20 protein-coding genes are annotated in these 23,463 nt (G+C 71.2%); 3 read left to right on the forward strand and 17 right to left on the reverse strand.

Annotation, left to right across the window (positions count from 1 at the left end; all coding sequences use genetic code 11):
• Window position 1: 1 nt before the first annotated feature.
• The 5 genes from ACZ5CW_RS04520 to ACZ5CW_RS04540 all read right to left on the reverse strand — a co-directional run bounded on the left by ACZ5CW_RS04520 (window position 2) and on the right by ACZ5CW_RS04540 (window position 4,203).
• Entirely contained in the window at window positions 2–826 is an 825-nt protein-coding gene (locus ACZ5CW_RS04520; RefSeq protein ID WP_468598272.1) for a carbohydrate ABC transporter permease, read from the reverse strand.
• Window positions 823–1,815, reverse strand: a complete 993-nt coding sequence (locus tag ACZ5CW_RS04525; protein WP_468598274.1) for a carbohydrate ABC transporter permease — start codon at window positions 1,813–1,815, stop codon at window positions 823–825. The genes ACZ5CW_RS04520 and ACZ5CW_RS04525 overlap by 4 nt, the downstream gene beginning before the upstream one ends.
• The gene (locus ACZ5CW_RS04530; protein ID WP_468598275.1) at window positions 1,812–3,104 is read right to left on the reverse strand and encodes an extracellular solute-binding protein; all 1,293 of its coding nucleotides are present in this window, start codon (window positions 3,102–3,104) and stop codon (window positions 1,812–1,814) included. The genes ACZ5CW_RS04525 and ACZ5CW_RS04530 overlap by 4 nt, the downstream gene beginning before the upstream one ends.
• A 218-nt stretch (window positions 3,105–3,322) precedes the next feature.
• Window positions 3,323–3,601, reverse strand: a complete 279-nt coding sequence (locus tag ACZ5CW_RS04535) for a DUF3039 domain-containing protein (protein WP_143638399.1) — start codon at window positions 3,599–3,601, stop codon at window positions 3,323–3,325.
• A 29-nt stretch (window positions 3,602–3,630) separates the two neighbouring features.
• Complete coding sequence (locus ACZ5CW_RS04540) at window positions 3,631–4,203, reverse strand: YqgE/AlgH family protein (RefSeq protein WP_468598277.1); 573 nt, start codon at window positions 4,201–4,203, stop codon at window positions 3,631–3,633.
• A 266-nt stretch (window positions 4,204–4,469) separates the two neighbouring features.
• Between ACZ5CW_RS04540 and murA the strand changes: the two genes are divergently transcribed.
• Window positions 4,470–5,810, forward strand: a complete 1,341-nt coding sequence (murA, locus tag ACZ5CW_RS04545; RefSeq protein WP_468598279.1) for a UDP-N-acetylglucosamine 1-carboxyvinyltransferase — start codon at window positions 4,470–4,472, stop codon at window positions 5,808–5,810.
• Between the two features lie 118 nt (window positions 5,811–5,928).
• Here murA and ACZ5CW_RS04550 read toward each other — a convergent pair whose 3' ends face one another.
• The 6 genes from ACZ5CW_RS04550 to ACZ5CW_RS04575 form a co-directional block, all read right to left on the reverse strand.
• Window positions 5,929–6,210: an HU family DNA-binding protein gene (locus ACZ5CW_RS04550; RefSeq protein ID WP_014673024.1), complete on the reverse strand. Its 282-nt coding sequence runs from the start codon at window positions 6,208–6,210 to the stop codon at window positions 5,929–5,931.
• A gap of 291 nt (window positions 6,211–6,501) precedes the next feature.
• Window positions 6,502–7,917, reverse strand: a complete 1,416-nt coding sequence (locus ACZ5CW_RS04555) for an NAD-dependent malic enzyme (protein WP_468598282.1) — start codon at window positions 7,915–7,917, stop codon at window positions 6,502–6,504.
• A gap of 366 nt (window positions 7,918–8,283) precedes the next feature.
• Window positions 8,284–10,671, reverse strand: a complete 2,388-nt coding sequence (locus ACZ5CW_RS04560) for a HelD family protein (RefSeq protein ID WP_468598284.1) — start codon at window positions 10,669–10,671, stop codon at window positions 8,284–8,286.
• A 69-nt stretch (window positions 10,672–10,740) separates the two neighbouring features.
• The gene (locus ACZ5CW_RS04565) at window positions 10,741–11,508 is read right to left on the reverse strand and encodes an anti-sigma factor family protein (RefSeq protein ID WP_468598286.1); all 768 of its coding nucleotides are present in this window, start codon (window positions 11,506–11,508) and stop codon (window positions 10,741–10,743) included.
• Between the two features lie 62 nt (window positions 11,509–11,570).
• Complete coding sequence (locus tag ACZ5CW_RS04570) at window positions 11,571–12,155, reverse strand: sigma-70 family RNA polymerase sigma factor (RefSeq protein WP_030167252.1); 585 nt, start codon at window positions 12,153–12,155, stop codon at window positions 11,571–11,573.
• Between the two features lie 270 nt (window positions 12,156–12,425).
• Window positions 12,426–13,019, reverse strand: coding sequence for a CGNR zinc finger domain-containing protein (locus tag ACZ5CW_RS04575; protein WP_468598288.1), 594 nt, complete (start codon window positions 13,017–13,019; stop codon window positions 12,426–12,428).
• Window positions 13,020–13,240: 221 nt separating this feature from the next.
• On the opposite strand from ACZ5CW_RS04575, the gene ACZ5CW_RS04580 reads away from it, so the two are divergent.
• Window positions 13,241–13,720 (forward strand): anthrone oxygenase family protein, encoded by a 480-nt coding sequence (locus ACZ5CW_RS04580; protein ID WP_468598290.1) that lies wholly within the window; start codon window positions 13,241–13,243, stop codon window positions 13,718–13,720.
• Between the two features lie 31 nt (window positions 13,721–13,751).
• Here ACZ5CW_RS04580 and ACZ5CW_RS04585 read toward each other — a convergent pair whose 3' ends face one another.
• The 6 genes from ACZ5CW_RS04585 to ACZ5CW_RS04610 all read right to left on the reverse strand — a co-directional run bounded on the left by ACZ5CW_RS04585 (window position 13,752) and on the right by ACZ5CW_RS04610 (window position 22,123).
• A complete protein-coding gene (locus tag ACZ5CW_RS04585; RefSeq protein WP_468598292.1) occupies window positions 13,752–14,903 on the reverse strand; it encodes a uroporphyrinogen-III synthase in 1,152 nt (383 codons plus the stop codon).
• 85 nt (window positions 14,904–14,988) lie between these two features.
• The gene (locus ACZ5CW_RS04590; RefSeq protein ID WP_468598294.1) at window positions 14,989–16,359 is read right to left on the reverse strand and encodes a nitrate/nitrite transporter; all 1,371 of its coding nucleotides are present in this window, start codon (window positions 16,357–16,359) and stop codon (window positions 14,989–14,991) included.
• A 199-nt stretch (window positions 16,360–16,558) separates the two neighbouring features.
• Window positions 16,559–17,860, reverse strand: coding sequence for an acyltransferase family protein (locus ACZ5CW_RS04595; RefSeq protein ID WP_468598296.1), 1,302 nt, complete (start codon window positions 17,858–17,860; stop codon window positions 16,559–16,561).
• On the reverse strand, window positions 17,857–20,037 hold the full coding sequence (locus ACZ5CW_RS04600; protein WP_468598298.1) for a polysaccharide deacetylase family protein: 2,181 nt from the start codon (window positions 20,035–20,037) through the stop codon (window positions 17,857–17,859). Before ACZ5CW_RS04600 ends, ACZ5CW_RS04595 begins: the two co-directional genes overlap by 4 nt.
• 19 nt (window positions 20,038–20,056) lie before the next feature.
• Complete coding sequence (locus ACZ5CW_RS04605) at window positions 20,057–20,881, reverse strand: hypothetical protein (protein ID WP_468598300.1); 825 nt, start codon at window positions 20,879–20,881, stop codon at window positions 20,057–20,059.
• A gap of 270 nt (window positions 20,882–21,151) precedes the next feature.
• Entirely contained in the window at window positions 21,152–22,123 is a 972-nt protein-coding gene (locus ACZ5CW_RS04610; protein WP_468598302.1) for a LysR family transcriptional regulator, read from the reverse strand.
• 84 nt (window positions 22,124–22,207) lie between these two features.
• On the opposite strand from ACZ5CW_RS04610, the gene ACZ5CW_RS04615 reads away from it, so the two are divergent.
• The gene (locus ACZ5CW_RS04615; protein ID WP_468598304.1) at window positions 22,208–23,443 is read left to right on the forward strand and encodes an MFS transporter; all 1,236 of its coding nucleotides are present in this window, start codon (window positions 22,208–22,210) and stop codon (window positions 23,441–23,443) included.
• Window positions 23,444–23,463 lie beyond the last annotated feature (20 nt).

Below are 23,463 nucleotides of genomic sequence, written 5' to 3' on the forward strand. Positions count from 1 at the left end.
GTCAGTCCTTAACCGCTCCGCCCAGTCCCGAGACCAGGCGTCGCTGTACGAGTACGAAGAAGACCAGCACCGGAATCGTCATCACCGTGGACGCGGCCATGACCCCGCCCCAGTCCGGCTCGTCCGGCTTGTAGAACACCAGCAGGGCCATCGGCAGGGTCGACTGTGAAGTGTCGCTGATGATGAAGGACTTGGCGAACAGGAAGTCGTTCCAGGCCGAGATGAAGGAAAACACGCTCGTGGCCACGAGGCCGGGCAGGACGAGCGGGAAAAGGATCTGCCAGAGGAATCGCGCACGGCTCGCCCCGTCGAGGTACGCGGCTTCCTCCAGGGCCTCCGGGACCGCTTTCACGAACCCCCGCAGCATCCAGATCGCGAAGGGCAGCGAGAAGGCGATGTGGGGCAGGATCAGCGAGCCGAGAGTGTTCAGCCGGCCGAAGTCCCGCATGAGGAAGAACAGCGGGATCGTGAGGGCTTCCACGGGCACCATCTGGGCCACCAGGAACATGATCAGCAGGGTGGTGCGGAAGCGGAAACGGAATCGTGTGACGGCGGTCGCCGCGAGAAAGGCGATCAGCGCCGAGGCGATCACCACAGTGCCCGCCACCACCAGGCTGTTGACGAAGTACCGGCCGAATTCCTGCTGTCCGAAGACCCGCCGGAAGGCGTCCAGGGACGGCGACAGCGTCCACGGACGGGGCCGGTCGGACTCGATCTCCCCGGCCGGTTTGAAGGCGCTCAGCACCATCCAGTACAGCGGGAAGGCCACGACGACGGCGATCAGCAGCGCCGCACCTTCCGCGAACAACCGCCAGGGCCGCCTCACAGCTCCTCCCCCTGCCGGCGCAGCAGCCGCAGGTACACCAGCGTCACGGCCAGCAGGATCAGCAGCGTCACCACGCCGATCGCCGAGCCGAGGCCGTACTGGGAGGAGGCGAACGCCTCCTGGTAGGCGTACACGTTCAGCACCAGGTTCTGGCCCGCGATGCCGCCGCCGTTCGTCATGACGTAGATCTGCGTGAACACCTTGAAGTCCCAGATGACCGACTGGATGGTGACGACGGTGAGGATCGGCCGGAGCATCGGCGCGAGCACCGCGCGCCAGATGCGCCACTGCGAGGCACCGTCCAGCGCGGCGGCCTCCAGCACCTCGGCCGGTACGGCGCGGATGCCGGCGTAGACCGTCACCATCACGAACGGGAAGGAGCACCAGACCACTTCGAGCAGGACGAGCAGGAACGCGCTGTACCGGCCGTACGTCCACGAGTGGTCCCCCAGCCCCAGCAGCCGGTCGACCGGCCCGAAGTCCGGGTCGAACAGGAACAGCCACACCGTGGAGCCGGTGACCGCCGGCGTCGCCCAGGCACCCAGCGCGGCCAGCATCAGCGCGAGCCGCGGCACGGTACGCACGCGCGTGAGCAGCACGGCGAGCGCGCACCCGACGGCGAGGGTGGACAGCACACAGGCCGCCGCGAACACCACGGTGGCCAGCAGCACCTGCCAGAACCGCCCGTCGGAGAACAGGTCCGTGTAGTTCCCGAACCCCCGGAACTCGGCCGGCTCCCCGCCGCTGACCTGCGCCTGGGTGTACCGGAAGAGGGAGATCAGGCCGAGTTGGTAGACGGGGTAGACGAGCAGCCCGCCGAGGACGACGAGGGCGGGCGCGAGGTAGAGCCAGGGCACCGGGCCACCTCCTCGGCGCCGCGCGCCGCGGCTCGCCGGGGGGCGCGGGGAACTGCGCGACCGCTCACGTGGGACCCGTACCCGCCGACGATCCGAACCCCGCGGGCCGCTGGGCGCGGCCACCGCCCTCATCCGGCGGAGCCGAACGCGTCGTTCATCTTCGCCGCGGCCGACCCAGCGGCGGCGTCCACGTCCTTCTTGCCGCTGATCACCTCCTGGAACATCGTCGGCAGTACGAGCGAGGAGTCGATCTGCGACCAGGCGGCCGAGGCGGGCACGAACTTCGTACCGGCCGCCAGCGTCCGCACGAAGGGCTTCACGAACGGCTCCCGGGCCGCCGCCTGCTCGCGGACGTCCGTGAACGTCGGCAGGAAGCCCATCGCGTCGAACAGGGCGGACTGGGTCTTCTTCGAGGACAGCCGCTCCATCAGGTCGACGGCGAGCGTGCGATGGGTGGTGCTCTTCAGCACGCCGATGTCGTTGCCGCCGGCGAACGCCGGGGCGATCGAGCCGGGGGCCGTGCCCGGCAGCGGCACGACCGCGTACCTGCCCTTGACCTTCCCGGCCTCCACGGCCGCGTGGCTGAAGTCGCCGCCGATGGCCATGCCCGCCTTGCCCGCCGCGAACGCGGTCACCGTGTCGTTGCCGCCCATGCCCGCGCACTTGGCGGCGGGGCAGTTGGCGTCGGTGAAGAGCGACGTGTAGGCCTTGATGCCCTTGCGGGCGGCCGCGCTGTCGATCGCGGAGGCGTACGAGCCGCCCTTGCCGGTCGCCAGGTCGCCGCCGTTCGCCCAGACGAAGGGCATCGCGCCGTAGGTGTAGGCGCCGCCGACGACCAGGCCGTACAGGTCGGGCTTCGCGGCGCGGATCGTGCGGGCCGTGCCGGCCAGTTCGGCCAGGGACCTCGGCGGTTTCAGGCCGAGTTCCCGGAAGACGTCGGTGCGGTAGTAGAGCGCGCGGACGCCGACGTAGAAGGGGGCGCCGTAGACCTTTCCGTCGACGGTGACGGACTGCCGGGCGGTCGGGTCGGTGTCCTTGGCCTCGCCCCAGGCGGAGAACTCCTCGGTGATGTCCAGGAGTCCGCCGTCGTGGACGTAGCCGGCGGTGTCGGTGTTGCCGTACTCGATGACGTCCGGCGCGGACTTCGGGTCGTTGAAGGCGGCCTTGACGCGCTGGGCGCGGGTCTCGACGGGGATGTACTCGACGTCGACCTCGGTGTCCTTGTGGGCCTTCTCGAAGGCGGTGACGACCGTGTCGACGACCCTCTTCTTCGGCTCGTTGCCGACCTCCTGGAAGAGCCACACCCGCAGGGTGCCGCTCTTGCGGTCCTGGTCGGAGGCGGAATTGGAGGAGGACTGGGGGGCGCAGGCGGTGGCGACGGCGAGGGTGAGCAGCGCCGCGATCGGGGCGGACAGCTTCATGGAGCGTTCCTCCGGAGAGTTGGTACCTGAGTTAGCTCGTTGCAACATATGCAATGACTGTTTCGCTCTGCACAACAGGAGGAGGCTAAGGAGTACATGAACATGCCGACAAGAGGTCTCAACCACTCTGTGACCGGAAAACACGAAAGCCCCCGGGACACGCGTGTCGCACGCGCGTCCCGGGGGCCTCGGAAAAGCTCAGGCCGTCGGGGTGACCGCTACTTGTCGCCGCCCTTGTCGTCGCCGCCGCTGCCCATGGACTCGTAGATCTCCTTGCACATGGGGCACACGGGGTACTTCTTCGGGTCGCGGCCCGGCACCCAGACCTTGCCGCACAGCGCCACGACGGGGGTGCCGTCGAGGGCGCTCGCCATGATCTTGTCCTTCTGGACGTAGTGGGCGAAGCGCTCGTGGTCGCCGTCGCCGTGGGACACCTGTGGCGTCGGCTCTACGAGGGTCCCCGTACCAGTCCCGCGCTCGGGCTCAAGAGTGCTCATACCGCCCAGGGTACTGAAGCTCACAGGCATCAGTTGAGCGAAGGGTCGTCCGGGTACGTGGCCACCATCGCCAGCTCGTTGCGCTGGCGTCGCAGCACCTCGCGCCAGAGCCTCTCCGGGGCCGGCGAGGAGACGTCGCCCGGTTCGGACTCCACCACGTACCAGGCGCCCTCGACCAGCTCGTCCTCCAGCTGGCCGGGACCCCAGCCGGCGTAACCGGCGAAGATCCGCAGGCTGCCGAGGGCCGAGGCGAGCAGCTCCGGCGGGGTCTCCAGGTCGACGAGGCCGATCGCGCCGTGCACCCGCCGCCAGCCGAGAGGGGCACGGTCGCCGTTCGCGCCGCCGGGGATGACCGCCACGCCGAGCGCGGAGTCCAGCGAGACGGGGCCGCCCTGGAAGACCACCCCGGGCTCGCCGGCGAGATCGGCCCAGCCCTCCAGGATGTCGCCCACGTCCACGGGGGTGGGGCGGTTGAGGACGACACCGAGGGAGCCCTCCTCGTCGTGGTCGAGAAGGAGCACCACCGCGCGGTCGAAGTTCGGGTCCGCCAGGGCGGGCGTGGCCACGAGCAGCCGCCCTGTGAGCGAGGACACCTCGGTCATGCCAGACATGATCCCGCATCTTCCCCCGCGGTGGGGAGCCAATCCGGGGTACCCAGCTCAGAGCGCGCGGGAGCGGGCCCGGCGCGCGCCCCCGACGGTGACCCCATGTGCCCGATAGAGAACGGTTCGTGTTGTGACACAGCTATGACGTGACTGGGTGGTGCTCGGGCTTACGGGCGGGGGGTGATGGGCGATTACCCTGTCTTCCCGGCCCCTGCGCACAGTGATCGGCCGGCCCCTGCCCAACTCATCGGAACGCGAGATTCATGACCGTCAACGACGATGTCCTGCTTGTCCACGGCGGAACCCCGCTGGAGGGCGAGATCCGTGTCCGCGGTGCGAAGAACCTCGTGCCGAAGGCCATGGTCGCCGCCCTGCTGGGCAGCGAGCCGAGCCGTCTGCGCAACGTTCCCGACATCCGTGACGTCCGGGTCGTGCGCGGTCTGCTCCAGCTGCACGGGGTGACGGTCCGTCCGGGCGAGGAGCCCGGCGAGCTGGTGCTCGACCCGACGCACGTCGAGAGCGCCAACGTGGCTGACATCGATGCCCACGCCGGTTCCAGCCGTATCCCGATCCTCTTCTGCGGTCCGCTGCTGCACCGGCTCGGCCACGCGTTCATCCCGGGCCTCGGCGGCTGTGACATCGGCGGCCGGCCCATCGACTTCCACTTCGACGTGCTGCGGCAGTTCGGCGCGACGATCGAGAAGCGCGCGGACGGGCAGTACCTGGAGGCTCCGCAGCGGCTGCGCGGCACGAAGATCCGGCTGCCGTACCCGTCCGTCGGCGCGACCGAGCAGGTGCTGCTGACGGCCGTACTGGCCGAGGGCGTCACGGAGTTGTCCAACGCGGCCGTCGAGCCGGAGATCGAGGACCTCATCTGCGTGCTGCAGAAGATGGGCGCGATCATCGCGATGGACACCGACCGCACGATCCGCATCACCGGTGTGGACAAGCTCGGCGGCTACACCCACCGTGCCCTGTCGGACCGCCTGGAGGCCGCGTCCTGGGCGTCGGCGGCGCTGGCGACCAACGGCAACATCTACGTCCGCGGCGCCCAGCAGCGCTCGATGATGACGTTCCTGAACACCTACCGGAAGGTGGGCGGTGCCTTCGAGATCGACGACGAGGGCATCCGCTTCTGGCACCCGGGCGGCCGGCTGAAGTCCATCGCGCTGGAGACGGACGTGCACCCCGGCTTCCAGACCGACTGGCAGCAGCCGCTGGTGGTGGCCCTGACCCAGGCCACGGGCCTGTCCATCATCCACGAGACGGTGTACGAGTCCCGCCTGGGCTTCACCTCGGCGCTGAACCAGATGGGCGCCCACATCCAGCTCTACCGCGAGTGCCTGGGCGGCTCCGACTGCCGTTTCGGCCAGCGCAACTTCCTGCACTCCGCGGTGGTCTCGGGCCCGACCCGGCTCCAGGGCTCCGACCTGGTCATCCCCGACCTGCGCGGCGGCTTCTCGTACCTGATCGCCGCGCTCGCCGCCGAGGGCACCTCCCGCGTCCACGGCATCGACCTGATCAACCGTGGCTACGAGAACTTCATGGAGAAGCTCATGGAGCTCGGCGCGAAGGTGGAGCTGCCGGGCAAGGCGCTCGGCTGACCGCTCTGGACGGCCCTACGGCGAAGGGGCGGCCCTCCGGTGAAGGAGGGTCGCCCCTTTGGCGTCATCGTGTGTCGAAACGCCTCGTACGCCGTCCCGTGGCATACGAGCGGCAAGATCACTTGCCCTTGGCGGCTTCCTTGAGCTTGGAGCCCGCGGTGACCTTCACGCTGAAGCCGGCGGGGATGTTGATGGGCTCGCCGGTCTGCGGGTTGCGCGCGGTACGAGCGGCACGGTGGGTGCGCTCGAAGGTCAGGAAGCCGGGGATGGTGACCTTCTCGTCGCCCTTGGCGACGATCTCGCCGACGGTCTCGGCGAACGCGGCCAGCACGGCGTCGGCGTCCTTGCGGGTCACCTCGGCGCGGTCGGCCAGCGCGGCCACCAGCTCACTGCGGTTCATGTTGTTACTCCCGTGTATTTCTTGCCGTTGGGGTGTGCCACGCGGCGGAGCCGCCCGAGGCACTGCGATGCCGATGCGCTCGCGCCCAGGGACGCATCCTGCCCCTACCTGCGGCGGGAAAGCCAATCCGGCACCCGTAGGAGTCGTGAGAACACCCTGGGGAGTCACACGAAAAGCGCCTGCTCGGCCGTCACCCTAGAGCGCACCCGGCACCAGGTGGTTCCACGACGCGCCGGTGCCGGAGCCGCCGTGGTGATCCTCACAGCACCGGCACAGTACGGCACGACGTCGTCAGACGGTCACCCCGGCCGCCTTCGCGGCCTCGCGGACCGCGCCGGCCACGGCGCCCGCGACCTTGTCGTTGAAGACGCTCGGGACGATGTAGTTCGGGTTCAGCTCGTCCTCGGTCACCACGTCGGCGAGGGCCTTCGCGGCGGCGAGCATCATCTCCGTGTTGACGGTCCGGGACTGGGCGTCCAGCAGGCCGCGGAAGACACCCGGGAAGACCAGCACGTTGTTGATCTGGTTCGGGAAGTCGGAGCGGCCGGTGGCCACGACGGCCGCCGTCTGACGGGCGATCGCGGGCTCCACCTCGGGGTCGGGGTTCGCGAGCGCGAACACGATGGCGCCGTCGGCCATGGCGGCCACGTCGTCGCCGTCGAGGACGTTCGGCGCGGAGACGCCGATGAAGACGTCGGCGCCGTGCACGGCCTCCTTCAGGGTGCCGGTCAGGCCCTCGGGGTTGGTGTTGTCCGCGATCCAGCGCAGCGGCGAGTCGGCCGGGGCGTCCACCAGGTCCTCGCGGCCGGCGTGCACGACACCGTGGATGTCGGCGACGACGGCGTTCTTCACGCCGGCGGCGATCAGCAGCTTGAGGATGGCCGTACCGGCCGCGCCGGCGCCGGACATGACGACCCGGATGTTCTCGATGGCCTTGTCCGTGACGCGCAGGGCGTTGGTCAGGGCGGCGAGGACGACGATCGCGGTGCCGTGCTGGTCGTCGTGGAAGACCGGGATGTCGAGGGCCTCGCGCAGCCGGGCCTCGATCTCGAAGCAGCGCGGCGCGGAGATGTCCTCGAGATTGATGCCGGCGAAGCCGGGGGCGATCGCCTTGACGATCTCCACGATCGCGTCGCTGTCCTGGGTGTCCAGGCAGATCGGCCAGGCGTCGATGCCGGCGAAGCGCTTGAAGAGGGCCGCCTTGCCCTCCATGACGGGCAGCGCGGCCTTGGGGCCGATGTTGCCGAGGCCGAGCACGGCGGAGCCGTCCGTCACGACCGCAACGGAGTTGCGCTTGATGGTGAGGCGGCGGGCGTCCTCGGGGTTCTCGGCGATGGCCATGCAGACGCGGGCCACACCCGGCGTGTAGACCATGGACAGGTCGTCACGGTTGCGGATGGGGTGCTTCGACGCCATCTCGATCTTGCCGCCGAGGTGCATCAGGAACGTACGGTCGGAGACCTTGCCCAGCGTGACGCCCTCGATGCCGCGCAGCTTCTCGACGATCTCCTCGGCGTGGGCCGTGGACGTGGCCGCGATGGTGACGTCGATACGGAGCTTCTCGTGACCGGACGCGGTGACGTCGAGGCCGGTCACCGAGCCTCCGGAGGACTCCACGGCGGTGGTGAGCTGCGAGACGGCGGTTCCGCTCGCGGGCACCTCCAGCCGGATGGTCATCGAGTAGGAGACGCTGGGCGCCGTTGCCATGGCCGACTTCCTCTGCTTTCACCGTGTCGCGAGTTGTGCCGTCCGATCGTCGCACCTACCGCTCAGTACGTGGTAGTCGCCCTGAGTTGCGGACGTTTTGTTCACGCGAGGTTTCCGGCGGATGCACGGTTTCGGAAAATCACTTCCACCATACGAGAAGTGATCAGACAAAGAAAGAGGCCCACGCCACTTGGTGGCGTGGGCCTCCCACACGTTCATGACACCGACCCGCCATGCTCGCCTCGCGGCAAGTGGTCCCTCTGAGGGACGAAGGTTGGGCCCGGGGGCTTGGATCGGGCCGGTGCCACGTCAAGGCTAACAAACGGATGCCGTACAGCCATTCCCGTCCGGGATGTTCACAGCCAGTCAGTCCCTGAGCAGGTCCGGGACCCCGGCCGCGTCCGGTTCGTCCCGCTCGCCGGAGACCACCGTCAGCTGCTGGGTGGCCCTGGTCAGCGCCACGTACAGCACGCGCAGGCCGGCCGGGGACTCGTCCGCGATCTCCGCGGGCGAGACGACGACCGTGGCGTCGTACTCCAGGCCCTTGGCCTCCAGGCTGCCGAGCGCGACGACCCGGTCGCCGAGCCCGGCCAGCCAGCGCCGGGCCTCCTCGCGCCGGTTCATCGCGACGACCACGCCGACCGTGCCGTCGACCAGGTCCAGCAGCCGCTCGGCCTCCGCCCGCACGGTGCCGGCCGGCGAGTCGCGTACGACCGTGAAGCGCGGCTCGACCCCCGTGGACCGTACGGCGGACGGGGCCTCGGAGCCGGGCATGGCGAGCGTGAGGACCTTCGCGGCCAGCTCGGCGATCTCGGCCGGGTTGCGGTAGTTGACGGTGAGCTGGAAGCGGCGCCGGGGGCGGGTGCCGAGGGCCTCGTCGCGGGCCTCGGCCGCCTCGTCCGGGTCGGACCAGGAGGACTGGGCCGGGTCGCCGACGACCGTCCAGGTGGCGTGCCGGCCGCGGCGGCCGACCATGCGCCACTGCATCGGGGTGAGGTCCTGCGCCTCGTCCACGATGACGTGCGCGTACTCGGTGCGCTCCTGCGCGAGGCGCTCGGCCCGCTCCCGCTGGGTCTCCTCGCGCACCGGCATCAGCTCCTCCAGGCCGGTGAGCTGGTCCAGCGGGTCGAACTCGCGCCGCTTCTTCGGGCGGGCGGGGGCGCCGAGGATCGCCTGCAGCTCGTCCAGCATGGCGATGTCGTGCACGGTGTGGCCGTCCCGCTTGAGGGAGCGGGCGACCTTGCGGACCTCGCCGGGGTTGAGGATCCGACGGCCCCAGCGGCCGAGCCGCCTCTCGTCGGCCATGGCGGCGAGCACCGCGTTCGGGGTCAGCTCGGGCCACCAGGCGTCGAGGAACACGAGGAAGGAGTCCTCGCTCGTGATGTCCTCGTCGAAGGAGGAGCGCAGTTCGGCGGCCAGCTCCGGGTCGGTGTGCCGGCCGGCGGCGCCGGACTTGGCCCACAGCGCGTCCAGGAGCAGCCTGCGGGCGCGCGGGCGGAGCAGGTTCACCGGCGCGGTGCCGCCGAGGGCGGCATGGCGGATACGTTCCAGCTCGTCCGCCTCCAGTTCGAGGCGGCGCCCGAAGGCGACCACGCGGAGCCGGGCGGGCGGGCCGGTCACGGTCCGCGGCGCGGTGCCCGCGTCCGTGTCGGCGTCGTCGTCCAGCGTGAGCTGCCCGGCCGGCGCACCGCCGCCGGTCCCCAGCTCCAGTGCGCCCCGGGCCGCCTTGCGCAGCACCTTCAGCATCCGGTACGAGCCCTTGGCGCGGGCCACGGACGGGGAGTCGTACAGGGTGGCCTCGGCGCCGTCGACCAGGGAGCCGATGGCGCGGATCGCGACCTGGCCCTCCTCGCCGAGCGAGGGCAGCACGCCCTCGGTGTAGGCGACCAGCAGCGGGGTCGGGGAGACGATCAGGATGCCGCCCGCGTAGCGTCTGCGGTCCTGGTAGAGCAGGTAGGCCGCGCGGTGCAGGGCGACCGCGGTCTTGCCGGTGCCCGGGCCGCCCTCGACGTAGGTGACGGAGGCGGCGGGGGCCCGGATGACCAGGTCCTGCTCGGCCTGGATGGAGGAGACGATGTCCCGCATGGTGTGGCTGCGGGCCTGGCCGAGGGCGGCCATGAGGGCGCCGTCGCCGATCACCGCCAGCTCGCCGCCGTCGAGACGGGCGGTCAGTTCGGGGCGCATCAGGTCGTCCTCGACACCGAGGACCCGGCGGCCCTTGGAGCGGATGACCCGGCGCCGCACGACCCGCCCGGGGTCGACGGGCGTGGCCCGGTAGAAGGGCGCCGCGGCGGGCGCCCGCCAGTCGATGACCAGCGGGGAGTAGTCCTCGTCGAGGACGCCGATGCGGCCGATGTGCAGGGTCTCGGCGATGTCGGCGGTGTTGTCCGCGCGGACCGCGCCCTCGGCCGGCTCCACCGCCGTGTAGGCGCCGTCGGGGCCCTTCTTGCCGTCCTTGCCGAGCAGCAGGTCGATGCGGCCGAAGAGGAAGTCCTCGAACTCGTTGTTGAGCCGGTTCAGGTGGATGCCGGCCCGGAAGACCTGCGCGTCCCGCTCGGCCAGCGCGCCCGGGGTACCCACCTGGCCGCGCTTGGCCGCGTCGTGCATCAGGAACTCGGCCTCGTGGATCTTCTCCTCCAGCCGCCGGTACACCCGGTCAAGGTGTTCCTGTTCGACGCTGATCTCCCGGTCACGGACGGAATCCTGTCCGCCGTGTACCGAGCCGACCGCGGACTGCTGAACCTGAGCGGCCACCGGGCCCCCTTCTGACGTGCTGGGCAGCCGTCAACCGTACGCGAAGGGGACCCGGCAAAGCTACGGCGACTACGCGTCCACCTGGACCAGCTTCTTGCCCTCGAAGGTCACGACCTCGAAGTGGTCGATCTCGTTGGGCTGGAAGGCCGCGGCCCCGCCGATGTACAGCGGCTTCTTGGACTCCGGCGTCTTCCCGTCCGCGATGCCGTAGCCCCAGTTCGGGACCGACCAGGACGACATCGTCACGCGCTGGCCGTTCTTGGCGACCAGGACCAGGGAGCACTTGAGCGGGCCCTTGACGTTCTTCAGCTCCAGCACCGCCTGGGTGCCCCAGACCTTCTGCGCCATGCCGACGGTCGCGCTGACGTGGGTCGACGGGTCCGTGCCCGACGCCTTGTCGGTCATGGTCCGGAAGGTGGCCTGGGCCGGGGAGGCGGTGACCTGCTTGCCGTCGTCCGAGCCGCTGTTCACGGCCACCGCGGCCAGCGGGCCGGCGATGATCAGCGCGGCGGCCGCCGCGATCATGTAGAAGCTGCGCCGCCGCTTCTGGGCGCGGTGCTCGGCGACCTCGTCGACCAGCTTCTCGACCACCCGCGGGCTGGGCTTCGCCGACAGCGACTCGCCGATCGCGGGGGTGCTGCCGGACCCCGGCAGGTCCGCGAGCGCGGCCAGCATCGGCTCCATCCCGGCCAGCTCGTCCAGTTGCTGGGCGCACCACTCGCAGCCGGCGAGATGCGCCTCGAAAGCGGTTGCCTCGGCGTCGTCGAGAATCCCGAGGGCGTAGGCGCCGACGGTCTCGTGCTCGCTCGGCACCGAAGATCCCTGACTGGGGTTCATGGGTCCAGACATACCCGGACCACCCGGGCCGAATCCCTGCATTCCCCCGTACCCATTGCTCATCACGCCGTCACCCCCCGCTCCTCCAGTGCCAGCTTCATCGATCGCAGGGCGTAGAACACCCGGGAGCGCACCGTGCCGCTCGGGATACCCAGCGTCTCGGCCGCCTCGTTGACCGTACGCCCCTTGAAGTACGTCTCGACGAGCACCTCCCGGTGGGCCGGGGTCAGGTCGTCGAGCGCGTCCGACAGCGTCATCAGCCACAGCGCCTTGTCGATCTCGTCCTCCGCGGGGATGACCTCCAGCGGCGACGGATCGACCTCCTGCGGCCGGGCCTGCCGGCTGCGGTGGCCGTCGATGACGATGCGGCGCGCGACCGTCACCAGCCAGGGGCGTACCGATCCGGTCGCCCGATTGAGCTGACCGGCGTTCTTCCAGGCACGGATGAGCGTTTCCTGTACGACGTCCTCGGCGCGCTGCCGATCGCCGGCGACCAGCCTGAGGACATACGCAAGCAGAGGTCCGGCGTGCTCGCGATACAGGGCACGCATCAGCTCCTCATCAGGTTCCGAGGGCTGTGAGGACATGCGATGTCGGGCCCTCGATCCACGTTCATTGGCCACGGCCGCATCCTTGCGCACGCCCACCTCCGGTGTCCGGGGGTTCCCCCAGTCGGTCGCTCGCCCACCGGTACGGAAGGAAGCCCCGGGGTGTTCAAACGGAGGTGACAGTTTTCTCGGGGATGACGTGACGAGCGGGACATGCGTACACATTCCCACCAGGTGATCTTTACATTTCCGACACATCGCCGGGAGGGGTCCGGGCTGCCCGGGCGGCCGGCTCGGCAAACCCGGTGTTGCGGAAATCACTCCGCCCGTTCTGAGGGCGCAATCCGGCAGAACGTCCGTACCGGATATTCAGGCCCGCGCGAGCGCCGCCCGGCGCCGGTGCCGGGCGACCCGCTCGCGGTTGCCGCAGACCTCGCTGGAGCACCAGCGCCGGCGCCGTCCCCGTGACGTGTCCAGGTACACGAGGGGACAGTTGTCCCCCTCGCACTCGCGCACGGCCGCCCGCGCCACGGGGTCGGTGAGCAGGTCCACGGCGTCCCGGGCGAGGACGGCGAGCAGCGCCGCGCACTCCGGCGGCCCGGCCAGCTCCCGCACCAGCACGCCGTCCTGGCCGGGCACGGCGCGCGGGACGGGCGGCGCGGCACGGGCGGTCTCGTTGACACGCAGGAGCGCGCGCTCGTACGGCCGCGCGTCGGCCGTGAGCGGGGCCCGTACCAACCGCCCTATGTGTCCCCGCAGTTCCCGGAACCCCACGAGCCAGGAGCCGTCGGCGTGGGCCAGCGGCGTACCGGGCGGCACGAGACCGGCACCGGTGATCCAGGCGCGCAACGACTCGACGGCGTCCAGCCGTTCGGCCGGATGCGTGGTGGCGAGGAGATCCAGACAGATCCGCCCGGCGTCGAACCGCAGCTCGTAGGGGGGCGTGGCCGTACCCAGTGCCATGTGCCTGTCACCGCCTAGGCAGGAACCGTGCAGGAGACATACAGGAGAGTGCGGGAGGCCGCGGAAGGGAACCGTTCCGTCGCTCCTCTTCACAGTGCCTGCCCGCGACGGCGGCCGGAACCCCTCGTACCGGGTGCTGTTGCCCCGCCCTGGACGCACGCGTATGCGGGCGCGCGCCTCGGCCATGTCCGCGACGGGATCCTCACCGCTTGGCTGGAGGCATGACGGAAACACGGACCAGCGGTCTTCTCCTGGGCGCGGCCACCCTCACCATGGGCCTGAGCGCCGGGGTCTTCTACGTCTTCGCGTGCGCGGTGATGCCGGCCCTGGCGCGCAGCGACGACCGGACGTACGTCGAGGTCATGCGGAACATCAACACCGTCATCCAGAACCCGGTGTTCTTCCTCGGCTTCCTGGGCGCGCCCGTACTGACGGGCCTGGCCGCCTGGCGGTTGCGCCGCGCGCCGTGCCACCGGTGGGTCTGGGCGGCCCTGGCCGCGTACGTCCTCGTCCTCTGCGTCACGGTGGCGTTCAGCATCCCCCTGAACGACGCCCTGGCGGCGAAGGGCGATCCGGCCGCCCTGCGGGAGCGGTTCGAGGCGCCGTGGGTGGCGTGGAACGTCGTACGGGCGGTGGCCGCGACGGCGGGCGTGGGGTTCCTGACGCGGGCGCTGACCCTGGCTCCGCGCACGCGGACCTGAGCCGTGCTCGCAGGCCCGCGCGGGGCCGTGCTCACACGTCCGAGTACTTCGCGTCCGCCGCCGGGTCCAGCGCCAGCCGGTACCCCCGCTTCACCACCGTCTGGATCAGCTTCGGCGTCCCGAGAGCCGTCCGCAGGCGGGCCATCGCCGTCTCCACCGCGTGTTCGTCCCGGCCGGCCCCCGGCAGGGCCCGCAGCAGCTCGGCCCGGGCCACGACCCACCCCGGCCGCCGCGCCAGCGCCCGCAGCAGCGACATCCCGGCCGGCGGCACCGGCTTCAGTTCGCCGTCCACCAGGACCGCGTGCCCGCGGATCTCCATCCGGTAACCGGAGACCGGGAACGACCGTGCCCGGGCGGGCAGTTCCTGGCAGAGCAGCTGCACGAGCGGTCCGAGCCGGTACCGCTCCGGCTGTACGGTGTCCACCCCGCGCACCTGCAGGGGCAGCGCGGTGGCGGGTCCGACGCACGCGGGCAGCACGTCGTGGCCGAGGGCCGTCAGCAGCTCGCCGAGCAGCCCCCGCTCCTCCGCGCGGCTGAGCAGGGAGGCCGCGGCCGGCGCGCTGGTGAAGGTGAGGGCGTCGAGCCCCCGGGAGACGGCGGCGTCCAGCAGCCGGTCGAGCGGGCTGATGTCCTCCGGCGGCATCCACCGGTACACGGGCACCGGCACGACCTCCGCTCCCCCGGCCCGGAGCGCCTCCACGAATCCCGGCAGCGGCTCCCCGTGCAGCTGTACGGCGACCCGGCGCCCGTCGACACCCTCCTCGAGCAACCGGTCGAGCACCTCGGCCATGGACTCGCTGGACGGCGACCAGGACTCGGTCAGCCCGGCGGCCCGGACGGCCCCCTTGACCTTGGGGCCGCGCGCCAGCAGCTCGACGTCCCGCAGCCGTCCGAGCAGCTGTTCCCCGAGCCCCCACCCGTCCGCGGCCTCCACCCAGCCGCGGAACCCGATGGCGGTGGTGGCCACGACGACATCCGGAGCCTGATCGATCAGCTCCTTGGTGGCGGCGAGCAGTTCGCCGTCGTCGGCGAGCGGCACGATCCGCAGGGCGGGCGCGTGCAGCACGACGGCACCGCGCCGCTGGAGCAGCGCGCCCAGCTCGTCGGCGCGGCGGGCGGCGGTGACCCCCACGGTGAACCCGGCGAGGGGTCCGTGTTCGGTGTGCTGCAGTTCGTCGTACATGGCTCTCCTAGCTGGCCCGCATACCGACCGAGCCTGTCAACGGCGCATGACAGGCTCGGTTCGGCTTCGTGTCGCCAGTGTTACGTCACACTTCGGCGTAGCTGAGCTGCGGCTTCGTGTCCGCAGCGGTCTCGTCCCGGGCCTGCCGGTCCGGGCGGCGAAGGTATACGGCCCAGGTCACGGCGAAACAGGCACCGTAGAAGGCGAGGAAGGCGACGAATGCGCCGGTGCCGGAGCCGTAGGACAGGAAGGACTGCCGGAAGGCGAGGTTGATACCGACGCCGCCGAGCGCGCCGACGGCCCCGATGAGCCCCATGGAGGCGCCGGACAGCCGCCGGCCGTAGCGGGCGGCCTCCTCGCCCACCAGCCCCTTGGCGAGGGCCTTCGCATGGAAGATGCCCGGGATCATCTTGTACGTCGAGCCGTTGCCGAGCCCGCTCAGCACGAACAGCACCACGAAGACGGGCACGAACAGCGCCAGCGACTTCTGCATGCTGGCGAAGACGAGGACGGCGGTGGCGGCTGCCATGCCGACGTAGTTCCACAGGGTGATGCGGGCCCCGCCGTACCGGTCGGCGAGCCATCCGCCCACGGGCCGGATGAGGGAGCCGAGCAGCGGGCCGATGAAGGTGAGGTACGCGGCCTGCAGCGGCGTCCGCCCGAACTGGTTCGTCAGCACCTGCCCGAAGGCGAAGCTGTAGCCGATGAACGACCCGAACGTGCCGATGTAGAGGAAGGCCATGATCCAGGTGTGGGCGTCCTTCGCGGCGTCCTTCGCCGCCCCGGTGTCGTTCTTCACGGCGGCCAGGTTGTCCATGAACAGCGCGGCGAGGACGGCGGCGGCGAGGATCAGCGGGATGTAGATGCCGAGCAGGACGCGCGGACCGCCGCTCGCGCCGATGATCGCGAGGGCGATCAGCTGGATGACCGGCACGCCGATGTTGCCGCCGCCGGCGTTGAGCCCGAGCGCCCACCCCTTCTTCCGCAGCGGGAAGAAGGCGTTGATGTTGGTCATGGAGGAGGCGAAGTTGCCGCCGCCGATGCCGGCCAGCAGACCCACCAGTAGGAAGGTGGAGAAGGACGTCCCCGGTTCCATCACCACGAACGCGGCGATCGTCGGCACGAGCAGCAGACTCGCGGAGACGATCGTCCAGTTCCGCCCGCCGAAGACGGCGACGGCGAAGGTGTAGGGCACGCGGACGACGGCGCCGACGAGGGTGACCACCGAGGTCAGCAGGAACTTGTCGGCGGGCGTGAGTCCGTACTCGGGCCCCATGAAGAGCACGAGCACGGACCACATGGTCCACACCGAGAACCCGATGTGCTCGGAGAGCACGGAGAACCACAGGTTCCGGCGGGCGACCCGCTCCCCGGTCACCTTCCAGAATCCCTCGTCCTCCGGATCCCAGCGGTCGATCCAGCGGCCGCTACGACGGGTTGGGGCTGGGGCTGTCATGACGCGCCTCCACGGGGCTCCGGGTGCTCGGTCTACTCAAAGAGGGACTGAGCCGAAGGTAGGGAGGGCGCGTTTCCTGCCTGTGGCCGCGGGTGACCGGAAGGGAACGTTGCTCTCACCCTGGACGGCCGGGGGATGAGAGGTCGGGCCCGCGTCGCCGCCGCGGCCGGCTATCGCCGTTGCCACGTGGACGGCGGCGTCACCGCCGTGCCGGCTTCTTCTCCGGGGCCCCGTCCGGCCACAGCCGCGGCTTCCGCTTCGCGGCCAGGTCCTCGACCCAGCCGAACCAGACGACGCAGCTGAAGATGAACATCCAGGTGATGGCCAGTACCGGCCAGGGGCTCTCCAGCAGCCAGGAGAAGTGCTGGTACATCACGTCGAACTGCCACAGCTGGTCCCACAGCGTGGCGGCGACGAGGATGCACAGGTTGTGCCAGAGATAGATCGTCACCGCGCGGGAGTTGAGCAGCGTGATCAGCCGGTCGAAGGGGCGCAGCCAGCGGGGCCAGTCGGTCCAGGACGGGCTGATGTGGAGGAGCAGCAGCACGGTGGCGAAGGACCACAGGGACTGGGCGAACGGGATGTCGTCCAGGTCGTGCCCCTCCTTGAAGCCGTGACTGAGCGCGTACCACAGGCCGAGTGCGGCGATGACCGGCGCCACCGAGGGGACGACGTAGCGGGGGATGCGCTTCAGCACGCCCTCCTGGTGCGCCATGCCCAGGATCCAGCAGGCGCCGAAGGTGCTGAAGTCCGTCAGGGCGGACGGAATGCGCTCACCGGGCAGGTTGAGGTAGCCGAACTCGAAGGCCGCGGCGAGGGCGATCGGCGACAGGACGGTCGCCCACGGCAGCGCGCGCAGGGCCTTGAGCAGGAACGGGGAGAGCAGGACGTACCAGAGGTAGGCGCGGATGTACCAGAGCGGGCCCGCCAGTTCCGCCGCCCAGTCCTCGCCGAGGATGCCGTGGATGCCCTTGAGGCCCTCGGCGAACGGCGGATCGCTCAGCGGCAGGATCCAGAAACCGAGGTGGAGCCACCACCAGCCGGGGTGACCGTCGTCGTGCGGGCCCCACCCCTGCAGCACCATGCCCGTCACGCCGAGGGCACCGAGCAGCCACAGCGGCGGCAGCAGCCGGCGCAGCCTGCTGCGGACGACCTGCAGCGGGGGACGCTTGAGCGAGCGCGCCATGAGGTTGCCCGCGAGGGCGAACATCACGCCCATGGAGGGGAAGACGACGGGCAGCCAGGCCCAGCCCATCAGGTGGTAGAAGACGACGCGGAACAGGGCCACGGCGCGCAGGAGGTCGAAGTACCGGTCACGCACGGGTGTGCGCCGCTGCTCCGGCTGCGGGGGCGAAGTGGGCTCGTCCGTGCCGGACGGCAGGGTGGGAACGGTCACGTGCTGGGCTTCCTGGGTGGTCGTCGTCGGTGCCGGCCGGTACGCGGGGCGCGGGGCCGGCTGCCCGGCTCGCGCCGGGCCGGGCTCGAAGGGCGAGGTGGTCATCCGGCCGCCCGCCCACCCATGACGGGCCCGCTCTGCACGGGCGGTGCCGGGGGCGCGGACACCCCGCCCTTGCGGCGCAGCTTCTGCCAGCGCAGGCGGCCGCCGGTGAGCGCCGTGATCCAGGACTGGAGCAGCACGACGTACATGAGCTGGCGGTACAGGATCTGCTGCAGGGGCAGCGAGATCAGCGGGGTCAGCGGTTCGCGGTCCAGCCAGAACGCGTAGGCCGCGCACACCGCCTGGATCGCGAGGACGCCGAACCAGGCTCCGATCGTCTTCTCGGTGGGGCCGAACACCAGGCCGTACACGAGGAAGATGTCGATCAGCGGGGCCAGGAGCGGGGCGAGGACCATGAAGAGCGACACCAGAGGCAGGCCCACCCGGCCGAACCGCCCGGACGGCCCGCGCTCGAAGAGGGCGCGGCGGTGCTTCCAGATCGCCTGCATGGTGCCGTACGACCAGCGGTAGCGCTGGGACCACAGTTGCTGGACGGACTCGGGGGCCTCGGTCCAGGCGCGCGCGTTCTCGGCGTACACCACGTGCCAGCCGTCCCGGTGCAGCGCCATCGTGATGTCGGTGTCCTCGGCGAGGGTGTCGTCGCTCATGCCGCCGACGCGTTCCAGCGCCGAGCGGCGGAAGGCACCGACGGCACCGGGGATCGTCGGCATGCAGCGCAGGACGTCGTACATGCGCCGGTCGAGGTTGAAGCCCATCACGTACTCGATGTGCTGCCAGGCGCCGATGAGGGTGTCCTTGTTGCCGACCTTGGCGTTGCCGGCGACGGCCCCGACCCGTGGGTCGGCGAAGGGCTGCACGAGTTCACGGACGGTGGCCGGCTCGAAGACGGTGTCGCCGTCCATCATGACGATCAGGTCGTACCGGGCGTTGGCCAGACCGCGGTTGAGGGCGGCCGGTTTGCCCGCGTTGAGCTGCCGGATCACGCGGACGCCGGGCAGCCCGAGGCCTTCCACGATCCGTGCCGTGCCGTCCGTGGAGCCGTCGTCGATGACGAGGATCTCGAGGGGATGCTCGCTCCGCATCAGCGAACGGACCGTGTTCTCGATGCACTTGGCCTCGTTGTACGCCGGGACCAGCACCGTCACGGGTTCGGTCACCGGACGATCGCCCCAGCGGAAGCCGCGGCGCCGGGTCCGGCGCGCGTGCACGGCGGACAGCAGGAGCATCAGGCCGAACCGCCCGAACACCAGGAAGCCGATGACCGCGAGGCCCATGACCAGGGCATCCGTGATGTGGTCCGCCGCCCGCACGAGGAAGATCCAGGCCTTCCCCTTCCACAGGTCCAGGCCCGTGACCGGGGTGTCCGCGCTCGGGGCGTCCAGTGCCTCGGTGAGCGTCTGGAACTCATAGCCCTGCTGCTGGAGTCGGGGCAGGAACCGGTCCAGGGCCTGGACCGTCTGGTGGCGGTCGCCGCCCGAGTCGTGCATGAGGACGATCGCGCCCTTGCCGCCCTTGGGGGTGGCCTTGCGGATGATCGCGTCGACGCCCGGCTTGCGCCAGTCCTCGCTGTCGGTGTCGTTGACGACCGTGAGGTAACCGCGGCTGCCTATGTACTTGGTGACCGGCCAGGACTTGTTGTCCATGGCGTCGGCGAAGGAGGAGTACGGCGGCCGGAACAGCGAACTGCGGATGCCGGCCGCTCCGGCGAGCGTCAGCTGGTTCTGGGACAGCTCCCAGTCGATGCGCTTCGTGGAGTGGTACGAGAGGTCGGGGTGGTTGAAGGTGTGCAGGCCGACCTCGTGCCCCTCGTCCACCATGCGCCGCACGAGGTCCGGGTGGCGCGAGGTCATCGTGCCGGTGACGAAGAAGACGGCGTGTGCGTGGTGCTTCTTCAGGATGTCGAGGACCTTCGGCGTCCAGGTCGGGTCGGGGCCGTCGTCGAAGGTGAGGACGATGCGGTGGTCGGGCACCCGCATGGTCGCGGCTCGGCCGCCTCGGGTGTCGATGACCGGGCCGCCCTCGAGGATCTTCTGCGGCACGCGGTCGCTCGCGGCCTCGGGCTGCACGCGGTAGTCGGCGAGGATCTCGTTGTGCACGTATCCGCGCAGCATGAGCATCGCCAGGGTCGCGCACAGGACCAGGATCGGCAGCAGATAGCGCAGCGGCAGCCGGGGGCGCCGGGCGGGGGACGGGGTACGGCGAAGGGAACGTGGTGCCATCAGAGGGTGTTTCCCCTGGTCAGAGAGTGATCTTGGGGTGCGGGGTCCGGTGCCGTCCGAGGGGGGTGCCCGTGCCGTCCGACGCCGACGGCGAGGGGACGGAGGAGGCGGCACCGGTGGGGGTGGACGGGTCCGGGGAAGCGTGGCCGGAAGAGGCCGACGCGGACGGGGAGTCGGCGGTGGCGCCCACTGCCTCGGTCTGGGCGGAGGTACCGGCCGCCGGCCCGTCGGCGGAGGTGCCGGCCCGGGGGCGGGACGTTTCGGCACCTGGTGCGGCGGTGCCGCTCGCCGTGGGGGCGGCGGCCGGACCGGTCGCCGCGCCGGTCTCCGCCGGGGTCGCGGCGTTGGAGGCGCTGGGCAGCGGCGAGGTGTCGACCTGGCCGGCGGGCTTCTCCGCGTCCTGGCGCGGCACCGGCAGCAACGGCGCGTCGGAGCTGCCGGACATCAGGGTGGCGACGATGACCACGGCGTAGATCGCGCAGGCGACGGCGACGAGCAGGCCGAGGCGGCGGAAACGGCGGCTGCGGCGGCCCGACTCGTCGACGAAGACCGGTCCGTCGGCCTCGGTGCCGCGCACGGCACCGGCGACCGGGCTCAGCCCGACGTCACCGAGCTGGACGGCGTCGAGCTGCACCGTCACCTCGTGCGGGTCGTGGGTGGGGTCGGCGGCGGCCCCGGCGGGCGTCCGCGGGCCCCGCCGCGCGGAGTCGCGCGCGTCGCTCCCCGCGGACTCGGCCCAGGGGTCACGGAGGGCACCGGTGGGCCTGGGGGAGCCGTTCCTTCCGCCGGCGTTCCGGCCGAGCGAGGGGGCGAACAGGGCGATGGTCCGCTCGGATTCGGGCAACGGGGGCAGGGGTTCCGCAAAGGCCCGGGTACCAGCCCCCGGCACCTGCATGTCCCGACTCGCGGATGCGGCTTCGGGCCACTCCGGTTGGGCGTCTTCTCGCCACTCTTTCACGCGCGCACATCCCCCCACGGGATTGTTCCGGGTGCGCTCACGACCCCGAGCACCCGTCGACCGAACCAGGCCCCCACCCGGCCCGAGCGCCCCCATTACCACACCGTGCTCGGGCCATGAATGTAGCGCACGCGGAGGAGTGGTGCTCGCCACGTGTCAGTTATGCACACCCATCACATGATCATCAGTGGCTGGAATCCATCCATCGACGGGCCGTCGCAGCCAGCCTTCCGCCCGTGCGACCTCGGCCGCCGCCCTGCGCAGCGCGTCCAACCCGGGGTGGACCAGCCCCTTCCGCCAGACCAGGGAGACGGGCGAGAGCGGGACGGGATCGACCAGCGGCCGCCGTACCGTCCGGGGCATGGCCGGAAAGTCCACGACGGCCAGCACCGGGGTCCGGGTCTTCGCCATGATCCGCTCGAACTCCTCGTCCCCGACAGCCAGCGGAACGGGTGAGGCGAGCCGGATACCGTGCCCCTCGAAGAGGTGACGTGCCAGGTCCGTCCACTCCCGGGTACGCGGGTTCCCCGCGCCGGCGTACACCTCCTCCCCGGCCAACGCGGTCAGCGGCACCTCGGGGAGGGCGGCCAGGGCGTGGTCCTCCGGCAGGATGACGGCCATCGGCTCGAAGCGCACCGGCTGCTGCTCCAGAGCGGACCGCAGCGTCGGGTCCAGACCGGCGAAGCGGCCGAAGGAGACGTCCAGCCGGCCGGCCACCAGTTCGGCGGCGGCTCCGGTGAGACCGCTCTCGTAGCGGGCCATCAGCTCGCAGTCGAGGGCGAGTTCCCGGGCCCGGTGCAGCACCCGGCGGCCGGTGACGAGACCCGGTGTGTTGAGGTCCACGAGCAGCGGGCGGGCCTGTTCGAACGCGGCGAGCAGATCGTCCTGGGCGGCCAGGACCCGCCGGGCGTGCGGCAGCAGGCGCTCGCCGTCGGCGGTCGGCGTCACCTGGCGGGTGGTGCGCACGAACAGCTCCACGCCCAGCTCCCGTTCCAGCCGCCGTACATCCCGGCTGAGCGCCTGCTGGGCGACGTACAGACGGGCGGCGGCCCGGGTGAAGTGGAGTTCCTCGGCGACGGCGACGAAGGCGCGCAGCAGGCGGGGGTCTATGTGGGCGGGCGTGGGCATGACGGCGAACTTACAACACAGGTGCGTCAATCGGCCCCGAGAAGGTGTTGGACCCCGTGATCCGCTCCGGGCGACCGTTGAGCCATGCCGCACCAGAGCACCGAAGAACGACCCATACCGGCCCCGGCACCAGGGCGGTCCGGGTACCGCCGCCTGTTCCGCCTTCCCGGCGCCCGCGCCTTCACCACCGGCAACCTCCTCGCCCGCCTCCCGATGGGCATGTTCAGCGTGAGCGCCGTCGTGATGATCGCGGGTTCCCGGGGCTCGTACGCCCTGGCCGGTGCCGTCACCGCGACCGGCCTCGCCGCCACCGGGCTGGCCGGGCCGTGGATCGCCCGGCTCGTCGACCGGCACGGGCAGGCCCGGGTCGCCGTACCGGCCACCCTCGTCTCCGTGCTCGGCAGCCTCGCCCTGCTGCTGTGCGTGCGCTGGGACGGCCCCGACTGGACTCTGTTCGCCGCCTACGCGGCCACCGCGACGACCCCCAACATCGGCGGCCTCTCCCGCGCCCGCTGGGCCCATCTGCTGCGCGACGACGCGGACGCGCTGCACGCCGCGAACTCCTTCGAACAGGCCGCCGACGAGCTGTGCTTCATGCTCGGGCCGGTGCTGGCCTCCTTCCTGACCGGCACGTTCTTCCCGGAGGCGGGCACGCTCGCCGGGGCGGTACTGCTGCTGTCGGGCATGCTGCTGTTCACCGCGCAGCGGGCGACCGAGCCGCCGGCCCAGGCCCGCTCCAAGGCGCCGTCGCCGCTGCGCAGCCCCGGCATCCCGCCGCTGCTGGCCTGCTTCACGGCCACCGGCGCGGTGTTCGGCTCGATGGAAGTCGTCACGATCGCCTACGCCGACGCGCAGGGGCACCGGGCGGCGGCCGGTGTCGTGCTCGCGCTCCAGGCGGCGGGCTCGTGCGCGGCGGGCCTGGTGTACGGGGCGCTGAAGCCGGCCGGCCTGGGCCTGACCCGGTGCCTGGCGGCGATGGCCGCGCTGATGACCCTGCCCTGGCTGTCCGCCGCGCTCACCGGTTCCCTTCCGGTGCTGGCGGGCACGCTGCTGGTGGCGGGCATGGCGACCGCGCCGACCATGGTGACGGCGATGACCCTGGTGCAGCGGCGTACCCCGGCCGACCGGCTCAACGAGGGCATGAGCCTGGTGGTGACCGGGCTGCTCTCCGGTATCGCCGGCGGTTCGGCCATCGGCGGCTGGGCCGCCGAACACCTCTCCCCCGCCGCCGCCTTCACGGTCCCGGCCGCCGCGGCCTGCCTCGCCCTGCTCATCGACTCGGCGGCCAGGGCCGTACGTTCCCCCCGGCGCGTCTCCTGAGCCCGGTCGCCCCGCCGTGC

The organism is Streptomyces sp. NPDC031379 (genome assembly GCF_055569615.1).